At 56.1% G+C, this 13,055-nt stretch carries 11 protein-coding genes and 1 pseudogene; all 12 read left to right on the top strand.

What is annotated here, in order from left to right; genetic code table 11:
* Positions 1–5: 5 nt before the first annotated feature.
* The 12 genes and pseudogenes from ACYQ3G_RS04955 (at position 6) to ACYQ3G_RS04900 (ending at position 13,045) form a co-directional block, all read left to right on the top strand.
* Positions 6–890 (top strand): glycosyltransferase family 2 protein, encoded by an 885-nt coding sequence (locus tag ACYQ3G_RS04955; protein WP_459823055.1) that lies wholly within the window; start codon positions 6–8, stop codon positions 888–890.
* Positions 890–2,050 (top strand): glycosyltransferase family 4 protein, encoded by a 1,161-nt coding sequence (locus tag ACYQ3G_RS04950; RefSeq protein ID WP_459823052.1) that lies wholly within the window; start codon positions 890–892, stop codon positions 2,048–2,050. The genes ACYQ3G_RS04955 and ACYQ3G_RS04950 overlap by 1 nt, the downstream gene beginning before the upstream one ends.
* Before the next feature lie 30 nt (positions 2,051–2,080).
* Positions 2,081–4,216 (top strand): STT3 domain-containing protein, encoded by a 2,136-nt coding sequence (locus ACYQ3G_RS04945; protein WP_459823049.1) that lies wholly within the window; start codon positions 2,081–2,083, stop codon positions 4,214–4,216.
* Between the two features lie 274 nt (positions 4,217–4,490).
* On the top strand, positions 4,491–4,805 hold the full coding sequence (locus tag ACYQ3G_RS04940; protein ID WP_459823046.1) for a type II toxin-antitoxin system PrlF family antitoxin: 315 nt from the start codon (positions 4,491–4,493) through the stop codon (positions 4,803–4,805).
* Positions 4,802–5,254, top strand: coding sequence for a type II toxin-antitoxin system YhaV family toxin (locus ACYQ3G_RS04935; protein ID WP_459823044.1), 453 nt, complete (start codon positions 4,802–4,804; stop codon positions 5,252–5,254). Before ACYQ3G_RS04940 ends, ACYQ3G_RS04935 begins: the two co-directional genes overlap by 4 nt.
* A 55-nt stretch (positions 5,255–5,309) precedes the next feature.
* Positions 5,310–6,287: an NAD-dependent epimerase/dehydratase family protein gene (locus ACYQ3G_RS04930; RefSeq protein WP_459823041.1), complete on the top strand. Its 978-nt coding sequence runs from the start codon at positions 5,310–5,312 to the stop codon at positions 6,285–6,287.
* Positions 6,287–7,270, top strand: coding sequence for an MraY family glycosyltransferase (locus ACYQ3G_RS04925; protein ID WP_459823038.1), 984 nt, complete (start codon positions 6,287–6,289; stop codon positions 7,268–7,270). Before ACYQ3G_RS04930 ends, ACYQ3G_RS04925 begins: the two co-directional genes overlap by 1 nt.
* The gene (locus ACYQ3G_RS04920; protein ID WP_459823034.1) at positions 7,267–9,168 is read left to right on the top strand and encodes a polysaccharide biosynthesis protein; all 1,902 of its coding nucleotides are present in this window, start codon (positions 7,267–7,269) and stop codon (positions 9,166–9,168) included. Before ACYQ3G_RS04925 ends, ACYQ3G_RS04920 begins: the two co-directional genes overlap by 4 nt.
* A 182-nt stretch (positions 9,169–9,350) precedes the next feature.
* Positions 9,351–10,499: a GDP-mannose 4,6-dehydratase gene (gene gmd, locus ACYQ3G_RS04915; protein ID WP_459823031.1), complete on the top strand. Its 1,149-nt coding sequence runs from the start codon at positions 9,351–9,353 to the stop codon at positions 10,497–10,499.
* A gap of 18 nt (positions 10,500–10,517) precedes the next feature.
* Positions 10,518–11,462: pseudogene (locus ACYQ3G_RS04910) on the top strand (GDP-L-fucose synthase family protein).
* Positions 11,463–11,535: 73 nt separating this feature from the next.
* On the top strand, positions 11,536–12,444 hold the full coding sequence (locus tag ACYQ3G_RS04905; protein ID WP_459823029.1) for a glycosyltransferase family 2 protein: 909 nt from the start codon (positions 11,536–11,538) through the stop codon (positions 12,442–12,444).
* On the top strand, positions 12,431–13,045 hold the full coding sequence (locus tag ACYQ3G_RS04900) for a class I SAM-dependent methyltransferase (protein WP_459823026.1): 615 nt from the start codon (positions 12,431–12,433) through the stop codon (positions 13,043–13,045). The genes ACYQ3G_RS04905 and ACYQ3G_RS04900 overlap by 14 nt, the downstream gene beginning before the upstream one ends.
* Positions 13,046–13,055 lie beyond the last annotated feature (10 nt).

Below are 13,055 nucleotides of genomic sequence, written 5' to 3'. Positions count from 1 at the left end.
TCGTTATGACAAGTTACTGTCCTATTATCTCGGTAATTCTTCCTGTGTTCAACGGCAAGAAAACAATTCTCGCGGCAGTAACCTCCATATGCCAACAGACTTTTGAGAACTGGGAACTCTTGGTACTTGATGACGGATCAACAGATGACTCTTTATTGGCGGTGAGTTTTCTTCGGGACGAGAGGATAGTTTCAGTTCCTCGGACCAATGCTCAGGGTCTTGCCACTCGTCTTAATCAGGGCATTGACTTGGCCAAGGGGAAGTATATCGCCCGCATGGACGCCGATGACATTGCATTTCCCGAGCGGTTGGCCCGGCAGGTTGAATTTTTGGAATGCCATCCCGATGTGGATCTGGTTGGGGCGCGGGCGATTGCCTTCCGTGAAGATGGGAGCGTGATAGGCTTGCTTCCCTTTGCGCAGAGTCATGACGAAATCTGTGCGCGCCCATGGAACAACATTCCCCTGGCCCACCCGACCTGGATGGGCCGAGCCGAGTGGTTTCGACGGAATCGGTACGCCATTCCAGAATACCACAGAGCCGAGGACCAGGAACTGCTGATCAGGGCATCGCATACCAGCACCTTCGCCTGCCTGCCAGATGTTTTGCTTGCGTACAGGCAAGGGCCATTTTCAGCACGGCGGACGCTGACCGGCCGGACTAGCCTCTTGCGTGCCCAGGCACGGCATTTTCTCCAGAGGGGAGAAACTGGTTTTTTGTGTAGGGCCTTTGTACTTTATGTGATCAAGTCCATAGTGGACTTGGGCGCAAGCCTACCGGGAATGGATAAGCTCTACTTCACGCGCATGAGGGATGCGCCGGACCCAGAATCGCTGCATTATTTTTTGTGCATCTTTGCAGATCAAGAATCATTGGGGAAAAAGTGTTGATGTCACCCAAGCTTCTTTATTTCATTACAGAAGACTGGTTCTTTCGCTCCCATTTTCTGGGCCGGGCCAGGGCGGCACTTCATGACGGATATGAGGTTGTGGTCGTGGCGCGGGAAAGTTCCCATGGAAAGACGATTCGTGATCAGGGGATGAGATTCATTCCGCTTCCAATTTCCCGGCGTGGATTGAACCCTTTTCGGGAACTGATAACAATTCTTCGCCTCATTTTGATCTATCGCCGAGAGCGTCCTTCCGTGGTCCATCATATTGCCCTCAAGCCAATCATGTATGGAACCATTGCAGCTATTTTTGCCGGATGTCGCAAAATCATCAATGCGCCGGTTGGGTTGGGATTTGTGTTTTCTTCCGGTTCCTGGAAAGCTCGTTTTTTGCGGCCTCTCGCTATGTTAGGACTCAAGGTTTTGCTTAACCCTCGTGGTAGCACGGTCATTTTTGAAAATCAGGATGACGTGGGGGCTTTTGTAGCCGCAAAGATCGTCCGTCCCCAAGACGCGATTCTGATTCGCGGGGCGGGGGTGGATACTCAAGAATTTGCAGTTGCTCCTGAGGCGGACGGTTCGCCAGTGGTCATTTTGGTCGCACGAATGCTTTGGGACAAAGGTATTGGCGAATATGTCGAGGCTGCGCACATATTGAAAACTCGCGGCCGGGTCGTGCGTATGCTTTTGGTCGGGGCACCGGACGATCAGAATCCTGCCTCGATTCCGACCAAGGCGCTCAACGAGTGGAATTTGAGCGGGGCGGTGGAGTGGTTGGGACATCGGAGTGATATTCCCGAACTTCTGACTCAGAGTCATATTGTCTGTCTGCCATCATACCGTGAAGGATTGCCCAAATCGTTGCTCGAAGGCTTGGCAGCAGGGCGTCCACTCGTGGCCACGGATGTCCCGGGTTGTCGCGAGGCAGTGCAGGACGGGGTCAATGGGTTTCTGGTGCCTGCAAAGGATGCACGATCTCTGGCCGATGCCTTGGAAAAATTGATCCTGAGTCGTGAACTGCGTCAAAGAATGGGTGAAGCGTCACGCAATCTGGCACTATCGGAATTTTCATCGCAGCGAATTGAAGCGGAGACATTGGCCGTGTATTTTCAATTATCTCAGAAGGGCATGCCCTCGAAGAATCAAACATCTCGTACGTAATATGTTCACTATCGCACCAGGATGCAATTCATGACCCAACCTGCACGTTTCTCCATTTCTCAGACCGGCGAATTCTGGCTTGCGTTCGTGCTTGTCGTCTTCACGACGATTTCCATCCGCCTTTCGGAATTGCCGTACTGGCAGGATGGGGCATTCTTGCTCAATGGCGAACATCTTATGGCTACCCACGATGCCTATGCCTGGTTGGCCGGAGTCAAAGGTCTTGGCAACTATGTCGATGCGCCGTTTTCCCGGTTGCTGGCCATTTTGCACTCGGTGTTGGGTGTGGACGTGGCGACTCTGGGATTCTGGTCTCCTGTCCTTTTTGTCCCGTTGCTGGCCTTGCCCGTCTGCCTGCTTGCCCGTTTTCTCCGTCTTCCAGAAGGTGGCTTGGTTTTTGGGATATTGGCCACGTCTGGACTGGGCTATCTGGTGCGAACGCGTCTCGGGTTTTGTGATACCGATGTGCTGACTCTTTTTTTTCCAATTGTAATCGCGAGTTGTTTGGTGGCCTGGTTGAGCGCTCTGCTCAAAAATATTTGGCCGCGTCCGGACGAGCCTTCTGGGGTTGAAGTATCTCCGCTTGGCGCGATAGCGCTCGCGTTTTGTGTTGGAGCGCTTGGAAAGGCTGGCATCCTTTTTTATTCGAGCAGCACGAGTGTCATTTTCGCCATGTATTCAGTCGTTGGCCTGGTTGGTGCTGTTCTTGCTCGCAAGGATGGACGCGAGCTTTTTTGGGGTGGTTTGATCCTGATGTTTGCCATGACCTTTGGAGGATGGATAGCTGCATTGCTGGCTGCCGCATGGGTTGTATGGTGCCTGCGTAAACCCCAAGGCGTTGCGGTAAAATATCAGATTGCCGGAATGGTCACGGTTGCCGTCGCTGTGCTCATTCTGTCCAATGTCCATGAGTTGATATGGGCCTTGGTGCAGCGAGTGTTTTTTTACGCCAAAACTGGAGCGCCGGGCTTCGGCAACGCTACGGCGACAGAACTCAAGTTGCCAGACATCGCCCAAAGCGTTCGAGAGGCTCAGAATCTTGAATGGGATTTGATCGGCGCGCGGATGGGCGGGAATTGGCTGGTTTTCACACTTGGCATGTTAGGATTTGGATTTGCGTCTTGGCGCCGCCCGTCCCTTCTCGTTTTTCTGCCGTTTCTGGGCTTGGGGTTGGCAAGTGTAAAACTTGGCAATCGCTTTGCCATGTATGGCACTGTCGGCATCGGCATGGGACTGGGGTTCGGTTTGAGCGAGTTGCTGTGCATGCTCCGCCAGAGCCAGGGGCGGCGCTGGATCGCTCAGTTGGTGATGGCTTGTGTGGCGCTTTGGCCCTCCGCGGACTTCATGCAGGAGATGCGACCGGTGCCGGTGCTGCCTCAAACCTTTGCCCAGACTTTTTTGGAATTGCGGAACGCAACAGAGTCCGACGCTCTGCTTTGGCAATGGTGGGACTATGGTTATGCAGGTCAATACTACGCCGAAAGAGCTACGTTCGGCGATGGCGGGCGCCAGTCCGGGCCCTGGCTTTACCCCTTGGCGCGCGTGCACTGCGCAAAGACACCCCGCGAATCCGCGCAACTCATGCGATATTTCGGTCAGGCGATGTTGGAATCCGGTTCCACCAACACGACGGACATGCGAAGCGCCTTGTTTCTGGGCGACCCGGTGCAGGAGATTCGGAAAAAGGACGCATCGGCGGCCAGGCAGTTCGTCGATGAGTTGGGCCAGTCGCAGCAGGACATCGCGACGACCGTGCCGAACTATTTCGTCGTGTCCTGGGAAAACCTGCGTCTGGCCGGGTGGATCGGGTATTACGGGCACTGGGACATCGTCTCCGGGACCAGTTCGCCGGGCAAGATGCAGCAGATCCAAGGGGAGATCCGCGTGGATTCGGGCAATGGGACCTTGGTGCTCAACGGCAAGCCCCTTCCGCTCGACTCCCTGGACGTGATCGAGGAAAAGGGCACGCGGCATTTCGAATGGCCCAACGGGTCCGGCACGCATGTGCTCATCAACCAGTTTTCCCGCCAGGTGTTTCTGACAGACTCCAAGATGTACCGTTCCATGATGGTGCAGATGCTCATCCGCGACCCCGAGGATTTCGCCGACGATTTCACCCTGGTCGTGGACAAGTACCCGTGGGTGCGTGCGTACAAGGTGCGCTAGCTGGCTGGCTGAAAAATTCAAAATTCGTAGGCCGTTAAAAAAATGGTGATGCAAGGAAGTGAAAAAATCCAGGGCGCTCAGTGTATTGCACATACATAAGCGGTCTGGATTTTTTCGCTGACGCAGCAGATCGCCGTTTTGGGGCGGCCTGCTAGGCCGCCCCAAAACGTCAGGTGGTCCGGTTCACGGTCGGTTGAAGTGGCCGGGAGGCGCGATTGTTGACAAGGTAAGGAATAATCCTTACCTTGCGCCGAAACAACCGGGAGAACGTTCCATGAACACCATTCACGAAGTGGCGACGGTGACCTCGAAAGGTCAGATCACGTTGCCCAAGTCCATCCGTCAGGCCCTGGGCGTTGGTTTTGGGGGGAAGGTGTCGTTCAGACTGCGCGGCGACGAGGTCGTCGTCACGCGCAGCGAGGAGGCTGAGCACGAGGATCCGGCCATTGCCAGTTTTCTGGAGCTTCTGGAAAGGGACATCGAAGCCGGGCGCAATATTCGGCCTCTATCCGGAAAGCTTGCGGAGAGCATGGTCGCGGCTCTGCACCTTCCTGTCGATGAAGACATCCAGGGCGATGTGGAGCTATGATTGAAAATCATGGCTGGAAGCTGTTTTTCCACGAGTGCATGCTGGAGCAGTTGGAAAGGCTGAAAGCGGCGGCGGAACGGGCCAGGCGAAGCGACCCGGAATGCCATGCGTCAAACTCCAACGTGAAACTTTTTACAGCGGTTTCCCGCCTCGTTTTCGATACGATTCCTTCCGACCCGTCGCGTCCCGAGTATCGCCTCGGGACGACCATGGGGCCCGCCTTCCGGCATTGGCGCAGAGCCAAGATCGGAAGGCGTTTTCGTGTTTTTTTCCGGTACGATTCCGCGTCCCGGGTGATCGTCTTTGTCTGGATCAATGACGAGCAGACTCTGCGCTGCGCCGGCGGCCGGTCCGACCCGTATGTGGTGTTCAGCAAAATGCTGTTGCGTGGCAATCCGCCGGATGAATGGAACGCCCTCCTGGCCTCCTCCAAGTCAGAGGAGCGCTGAGTTGCGAAAGGGCTGCCCGATGCAAGATGATTTGTCTGCCTGCGGAGGTGTCCGGATGAACGCTTCATTCCCCATGCGGGCGCTGGTCACCGGTGCCTCGGGATTCATCGGGCGCCTGTTATGTCGGGAGCTGTCGACTTTGGGCTGCGAGGTCACTGCCGTGCTCCGGAGTCCTGGAGTCGGCCCCTGGGGTGCGGTGGTGAGGGCGGAACTGGGACGTGATAGCCTCGACTCTTGCCATCTCGAAGGCATCGACACGATCTTCCACTTGGCGGGCAAGGCCCACACACGTGCCCGTACAGCTGCGGAAGTCAGCGCGTACGAGACCGTCCATGTGCACGGCACGCGTTCCCTCATGGTTGCCGCCAGGCAGGCCGGGGTGCGTTGCTGCGTGCTGCTCAGTTCCGTCAAGGCCATGGGCGAGGGCGGGGCGGACGTCTGGGACGAAACCACGCCGTGTGACCCGCAGACGCCTTACGGCGTCACCAAGCTCGCGGCCGAGCGCATCGTCCTGGAGGAACTGCCCGTGTCCTGCCCCGTGGTCCTGCGGCCGACGCTGGTTTACGGCGCGGGGAGCAAGGGCAACTTGGACCTCATGATCCGCGCCGTCCGTAAGGGCCTTTTTCCGGCCATCGCCTTCCCCCCCAACGCCCGTTCCATGATCCACGTCGTAGATGTGGTCCAGGCCTGCCTGCTGGCTGCGGGTCATCCGGCCGCCTGCGGCCAGACGTATATCCTGACCGACGGCCTGGAGTATGCCACGAACGACATTGTCGGGTGGATCTTCGAAGCCCTTGGGAAACGTCCCGGCGTACGGCTTCCCTTCGGCTTGCTGCAGGCCGCGGCATCTCTTGGCGATCTTGCCGGAAGATTGGGGCTGCACTCGCCGCTGACCTCGGACGCCCTCGACAAGCTGGCCGGGAGCGCCAGGTATTCCAATGCGAAGATTTGCCGGGAGCTGGGCTTTGCGCCGTCGCGGGGTCTGCGGCAGGGGATTCGTGAGATGGTCTCGACAGGATCGGAGCGGGCTTGATGGATATTCTCCTGTCTCTGCTTGCCGGCGCGTTGGTGAGCGTTCCGTGCTGTATTATTGTCCCACGGCTGCTTGTACACGGCGGGTTTCTGGACATGCCCGGAGAGCGCAGTTCCCACGTCCGCCCCACGCCCAAGGGCGGCGGCGTTGGCATCGTGCTGGCTTTCGCCGCGGCTGCCGTCGCCCTGGACGCGCCGATGCATCTCTGGTTGCCGCTTTGCGCCCTGGCAGCGCTGAGCTTTGCCAACGACCTGCGCGGGATGTCCTCGAAGTGGCGCCTGGTGGCACAATTCATGGCGGCGGCGGTGGCGCTGGGTGGCGCATGGTGGAGCGGTCAAGCCGCCTGGGGCTGGTTCCTGTTTCCGCCTGCTGTGCTTTTCGCTGTTGCGACCACGAATTGCTACAACTTCATGGACGGCATCAACGGCATCGCCGGGATCACCGGGATGACAGCCTTTGGTAGCCTCGTCGCCTACGGCGCCATGCACGACTCGTCCGTGCCTCTGCTTTTGCCGATAGTCGCGGCCATTGGCGCCGTGATCGGCTTTTTGCCCTTCAACATGCCTCGGGCCAGGCTCTTCATGGGTGATGCGGGCAGCATCTTCCTGGGCTTTCTCTTTTCCATGATTGTGTGCATTTCAAGCCATTCTTGGACCGAATTTTTTGTTCTGGCCTCGTTTCTGTATCCGTTCTATGCCGACGAGGCAGTCACGATGGTGGAGCGTATCTGGCGGAGTGAGTCCCTCATGCAACCCCATCGCCTCCACCTGTATCAATTTTTGGCAAACGAGCTCGGAGTTGCGCACTGGAAGGTGAGTACGGGCTACGGCCTGGTTCAGCTAGTCGTGATCCTGCTTGCGGTCGGGGCCGGTCGGCAGGGGCTTTGGGCTGTGCTGGCACTGGATATTGTTCTCCTCGGTGTGTGGGCGGCGGTGCATTGGACCATGAAGCGCCGTTTCCATCAGGGGCGGAGTGAGGCATGATGGAGTTTCCTCCTTTTTCTACGGCCATGTTGAGGAACAAGAACCTCTACCTCATGCTCGTCGGCGAATCGGGCCTCTTTGCGCTCGCGCTCATGCTTTCCTTCCTGCTGCGCTTCGAATTCGACATCCCCCCGGATTTCTTCCGCCAGATGCTGCGCCTCCTGCCTCTGGCCGTGGCCTTCAAACTCGGTTTTTTTCTCCTGACCGGCCTGTATCGCGGCATGTGGCGCTACACCGGCCTGTCGGACCTGTGGCGCATCGCGCGGGCCGTGTTCATGGCCGAGGTGGCGCTGATCCTCTATGTCGTCTTCGCGTCCCACTTCCAGGGCTACCCGCGCTCGGTCTTCATCCTCGATCCGCTGCTGGCGTTCGTTTTCGCCTGCGGGGCGCGGGTGTTCATCCGCTCGGTGTACGAATTTTCCTTCCGTCCGGGGGACGTGTTCTCCGCGCTGCTGCCGGGGATGCTGTGCACCCCGGCGTCCGGCGTGCGCGCCTTGATCGTCGGGGCAGATGACGTGGGGGCGAGGATTGCCAAGGAGATTCTGGAGGCCCGGGATTCCGGCCTGCGCCTGGTCGGATTTGTGGACAGCGACCCCACGCGCATCGGCCGCCGCATCCACGGCCTGCCCGTGTTCGGCCCCCTGGAGGAACTGGCCCGTGTGATCGGCATGAGCCGGGCGGAGGAGGTGCTGGTCAGCGCCGCCCAGAGCGGGGAGCACCTGCGGCGGGTCATGGACGCCTGCGAATCCGCGCAGATCCGCATCAAGAAGTTGCCTGCGTTGTCGGATATCGCCAGCGGCAAGGTCTCGGTCAAGGCCCTGCGCGACGTGCGCTACGAGGACCTGCTGGGCCGCGAGGAGGTGCACCTCGACGAGGCGGGCATCAAGGGCTACCTTGCGGACAAGGTGGTACTGGTGACGGGTGCCGGCGGCTCCATCGGGTCCGAGTTGTGCCGTCAGATCATCCGCTTCGGGCCCCGCAAGCTCGTGCTCTTCGATGCCGGGGAAGAGAACCTGTATTCCATTGAAATGGAACTCGTGCACCAGCGGGGCTTCACGAACTACGTGCCCATCCTCGGGCAGGTGCAGGACGAGGCCCTGGTTGAGACCGTGTTCCGCAAGCACAGGCCGCAGGTGGTCTTCCACGCCGCTGCCTACAAGCACGTGCCCATGCTGGAACTCAACCCCTGGCAGGCCGTGACGAACAACATCGTCGGCTCGCGCACCGTCATGGAGGCTTCGGTCCGGCACGGGGTGGAGCGTTTCGTGCTCGTGTCCACGGACAAGGCCGTGCGGCCGACCAACGTGATGGGGGCGTCCAAGCGGGTGGCCGAATTGATGATGCAGGGCTTCACAGGCGGTGGAACATTGTTTATGGCCGTGCGCTTCGGCAACGTGCTGGGCTCGTCGGGCTCGGTCATCCCTCTTTTTCGCGACCAGATCGAGCGTGGCGGTCCGGTCACGGTCACCCACCCGGAAGTGACCCGCTACTTCATGACCATCCCGGAAGCGGCCCAGCTCATCGTCCAGGCCGGAGCCCTGGGCCGGGGCGGGGAAATTTTCGTGCTGAAGATGGGTAAGCCCGTACGCATCGCAGATTTGGCCAGGGATTTGATTGTTCTTTCAGGCAAGGATCCGGCGGAGATCGAGATCAGGTTCACGGGGCTTCGGCCTGGGGAGAAGCTTTTTGAGGAGCTGATCACGGCGGGCGAGGATGTGCTTGAGACGGGGCATGAGAAGATCATGGTGCTTCGATCCGACAGGGCTCACGTTGAGGACGGCGCAAAGATGGGAGCCCTGCTGGAGGCCGCGAGGCATTTTGAGATTGGTGGAGTGAAGCGGGGGCTTGAGGATTTGGTGCCTGAATATTCGCCTATGAGCAATGTGCCGGCTGATTAGATCTCGTGATATTGGGCATATAGCGTAATTTCGTATTACATCCCCACTCAGTTCCTTAAGCCAAAAAGCTGCGTCATACATGCGAGTGAAGGTTTGACGCAATCGCTTTTCCGTGTTTAACGGCTATGCCCAAGGCCGAGACGGAAGGGTTGGCATCTCGAACAAGCTGAGTGGAAGAAAGAATGAAAAAAGCTTTGATAACAGGCATTACGGGTCAGGATGGCGCGTATCTGGCCGAATTTTTGATCAAGAAGGGATACGAGGTTCATGGCGTCAAACGCCGTGCGTCGCTGTTCAATACCGACCGCATCGATCATCTCTACGAAGATCCGCATGTCGACAACCGTAAGCTCGTTCTCCATTACGGGGATCTGACGGACTCCACCAACCTCATTCGGATCGTCCAGGAAGTTCAGCCCGACGAGATCTACAACCTCGCAGCCCAGAGCCATGTGAAGGTGTCCTTCGATTCCCCCGAGTACACCGCCAACGCGGATGCCTTGGGCACGCTGCGCATCCTGGAAGCCATCAGGATTCTGGGGCTGGACAGGAAGACCCGTTTTTATCAGGCGTCCACCTCCGAGCTGTACGGTCTGGTGCAGGAAATTCCACAGACCGAAAAGACGCCATTTTATCCTCGCTCCCCCTACGCCTGCGCCAAGCTGTATGCATACTGGATCACGGTCAATTACCGGGAAGCCTACGGCATTTATGGCTGCAACGGCATCCTGTTCAACCATGAATCCCCGATGCGCGGCGAGACGTTTGTCACGCGCAAGATCACGCGCGCCCTGGCCAGGATCGTGCTCGGCCTGCAGGACAAGGTGTTCCTCGGCAACATGAACGCCAAGCGTGACTGGGGTCATGCCAAGGATTACGTGGAGATGCAGTGGCTTATGCTGCAGCAGGATGCGCCCCGGGATTATGTCATCGCCACAGGCCGTCAGTTCTCGGTACGGGAGTTCGTGTCCATCGCGGCTTCTGAGCTTGGCGTTCGGCTGGATTGGCGCGGAGAAGGGGTGAGCGAGAAGGCCGTGATATCAGCAATAGATGAAACCGTTCTGCGCTCCCACCATGTCGGGAAGTGCCGCTTGGACAAGCTGCCTCGGGTTGGCGACGTGATTTTGGAAGTCGACCCGCGCTACTTCCGCCCGACCGAAGTGGAGACCCTGCTGGGCGACCCTGCGCAGGCCAAGCGCGAGCTGGGCTGGGAGCCGAAGATATCGTTTGAGGAGATGGTCAGGGAAATGGTTGTCGAAGATCTGTCCTTGGCAGCCAAGGACAAGGTCTGCCGGGACAACGGGTTCAAGGTGTTCGATTACAACGAGTAGCCGGTGGTTTGGAACATGATGGAAAAAGACAGCAAGATCTACGTCGCCGGACACCGCGGACTGGTTGGAAGCGCCATTTGCCGAAGACTGGAAAAGGACGGTTTCGCCAGCATCCTGAAGCGCACCAGTTCAGAGCTTGATTTGCGCAACCAACTGGCCGTGGAAGATTTTTTCGCGGCCGAGAAGCCGGAATACGTCTTTCTCGCCGCGGCCAAGGTCGGAGGCATTCACGCCAACGATACCTACCCGGCGGATTTCATCCGCGACAATCTGCAGATCCAAACCAATGTGATCGACGCTGCTTACAGGCACGGGGCCAGGAAGCTCCTTTTTTTGGGGTCGTCGTGCATTTATCCGAAGCTGTGCCCGCAACCGATCAAGGAAGAATATCTGCTGACCGGGTTCCTTGAGCCGACCAACGAGTGATATGCCATTACCAAGATTGTTGGGATCAAGATGTGTCAGGCGTATCGTAAACAGTATGGTTTTGACGCCATAAGCGTTATGCCGACCAATTTGTATGGGCCGGGTGACAATTACCACCCCGAAAACAGTCATGTTATTCCGGCGCTTATCAGGCGGTTTCACGAAGCCAAGGAATCAAAGGCCACGAGGGTTTGTATCTGGGGAACGGGCACGGCTCTGCGTGAGTTCCTGCACGTGGACGACATGGCAGAAGCATGTTTGTTTCTCATGGGCAGCTATTCGGATTTCAGTCACATTAATGTTGGCAGCCAGAACGAGTGGACCATCATGGATGTGACGCGTCTCGTCGCGAGGGTCGTTGGTTTTGAAGGGTACATCGAAATTGATCCCGCCAAGCCCGACGGTACTCCGCGCAAGCTCATGGATTCCAGTCGCTTGTTTTCCATGGGCTAGGTGCCCAGTATCTCTATGGAAGAGGGGTTCCGGGATGCTTATCGAGATTTTGTGAACACGATGGGCAAAAGGTTTTATCAGTAGCGAGTAATATTACTGCCCTGGTTTTATATTTTAGTTGCTTGTAAAGCTTCTTGCGCGTGACAAGGGGGCAAAAATGGGACTTAAATATATATGCAAGAGGCTGTGCAAAGGGTTGTCGCCCAATAATCTCAGGTCGATATTTACCAAAACCGACATGCCGGAACCGAGATTCTTTGCTTTCGATTCAACTCCGTCTGACATGGGAGATTATATTCCTGGATTGGTCAGTTTTATTGTGCCAACAATGTATCGAAAAAAAACGGAGAGCCTCGCCCGGTTAACTCATCCTTTGTATACACTTAGGGAATTGTTGCGCGATATCCATACGAATGTGACTGTTCCCTTTGAAGTTATTGTTGTGTGCAATGAAGTTGATAATAGAGAATATATGGAATTTGTCAGGGCATCCGCGCATATCGTCCGTTCATGCCAGAATAGTGAGAATGTTGGCGTCCCGCGTTCCTGGAATATGGGTGCCCAATTGGCAAAGGGGGAATATCTCTGTTTTGTCAATGATGATGTTGAGATAGGGCCTGGAACTGTTGAGTGCATGGTAGGGGCTTTGGCGTCTGATTCAACAATAGGGATGGTTGGCCCAGCCGGAGCCTTATGGTATCGGCAGGAGCCTGGGCCAGCAGTTGGTCTCGCGCAAGTGGAGGAAGCAGATGCGATATGCGGTTGGCTTTTTATGACTCCGCAGAGAGTTTTTGTCGTCTCTGGCGGATTTGATGTGGCTTATACTCCAGCACTGGTGGAAGAAATAGACTATGCCTTCGCTGTTCGTAGTAATGGGTACAAATGCGTGGTTATTCCTGGCATGAATGCAACGCATCATCACGTTAGCGGAGCGAGTAGTAGCGATTTGCCCTTGCGGGCGATGGGATATTCTTTGTCTAGAGATGCTCTGACGGCGCGAAATCGATCTTATTTCGAAAGAAAATGGCAATCTTTTTGGGAAGGAAAAAGTCGTGAACGCTTTTAAAAAATTTCGGTGCCGAGTAACAAGCATTTTGAGGGCACGCGATGTGAAATATGATGAGGATTTTTTTACGGAAGCTTGGTTTTCAAACTGGAGCGAGCTTCAATATATTTTGGCAGATTTAGTGCTGGCTGTTCCATCATGGCGTTCTGTTTTAGACTTTGGCTGTGGCCCAGGTGTAATGATAGATCTGATGAATCAACGGGGTCTGGACTATACTGGGTATGATCCTTCCCCTGGGGCCAGAGCATTGTATCTGAAGCATTATGGACAGTGCCCTGATAAGTTTGTTTCAAAGTTGAATAAAGATGATTTCGATGTTGTCGTATCTTTTGATGTATTAGAGCATATGAATGACGATGAGATAGATTTATTTATATCAAAATTTGCAAATGTTCGAGATATATTGGTTAACATTAGTCGTGTTCCCGGTATCCCAGGGCATATAAACTTAAAAACAGATAATCAATGGATTGCGTTTTTTGAATTGCGTGGCAGGGTTCTTAATAAGACTCTGACTGCTACGTTGCGTAATAGATATAAGAATCTCAAGGAAAACTGTAGTGATGCTTGGGATAGAAATATGTTTGTGTTTTCTCTCTAGTTTTTTTCTC

It is taken from the genome of Desulfomicrobium salsuginis (assembly GCF_054657795.1).
This window is presented reverse-complemented; position numbering and strand designations above follow the sequence as displayed.

What these genes read in the sequence shown, in the direction of transcription:
- ACYQ3G_RS04905 (WP_459823029.1), top strand. Translation starts at nt 11,536, where the DNA reads ATGGGACTTAAATATATATGCAAGAGGCTGTGCAAAGGGTTGTCGCCC.
- ACYQ3G_RS04925 (WP_459823038.1), top strand. Translation starts at nt 6,287, where the DNA reads ATGGATATTCTCCTGTCTCTGCTTGCCGGCGCGTTGGTGAGCGTTCCG.
- gmd (WP_459823031.1), top strand. Translation starts at nt 9,351, where the DNA reads ATGAAAAAAGCTTTGATAACAGGCATTACGGGTCAGGATGGCGCGTAT.
- ACYQ3G_RS04935 (WP_459823044.1), top strand. Translation starts at nt 4,802, where the DNA reads ATGATTGAAAATCATGGCTGGAAGCTGTTTTTCCACGAGTGCATGCTG.
- ACYQ3G_RS04950 (WP_459823052.1), top strand. Translation starts at nt 890, where the DNA reads ATGTCACCCAAGCTTCTTTATTTCATTACAGAAGACTGGTTCTTTCGC.
- ACYQ3G_RS04930 (WP_459823041.1), top strand. Translation starts at nt 5,310, where the DNA reads ATGAACGCTTCATTCCCCATGCGGGCGCTGGTCACCGGTGCCTCGGGA.
- ACYQ3G_RS04920 (WP_459823034.1), top strand. Translation starts at nt 7,267, where the DNA reads ATGATGGAGTTTCCTCCTTTTTCTACGGCCATGTTGAGGAACAAGAAC.
- ACYQ3G_RS04945 (WP_459823049.1), top strand. Translation starts at nt 2,081, where the DNA reads ATGACCCAACCTGCACGTTTCTCCATTTCTCAGACCGGCGAATTCTGG.
- ACYQ3G_RS04940 (WP_459823046.1), top strand. Translation starts at nt 4,491, where the DNA reads ATGAACACCATTCACGAAGTGGCGACGGTGACCTCGAAAGGTCAGATC.
- ACYQ3G_RS04955 (WP_459823055.1), top strand. Translation starts at nt 6, where the DNA reads ATGACAAGTTACTGTCCTATTATCTCGGTAATTCTTCCTGTGTTCAAC.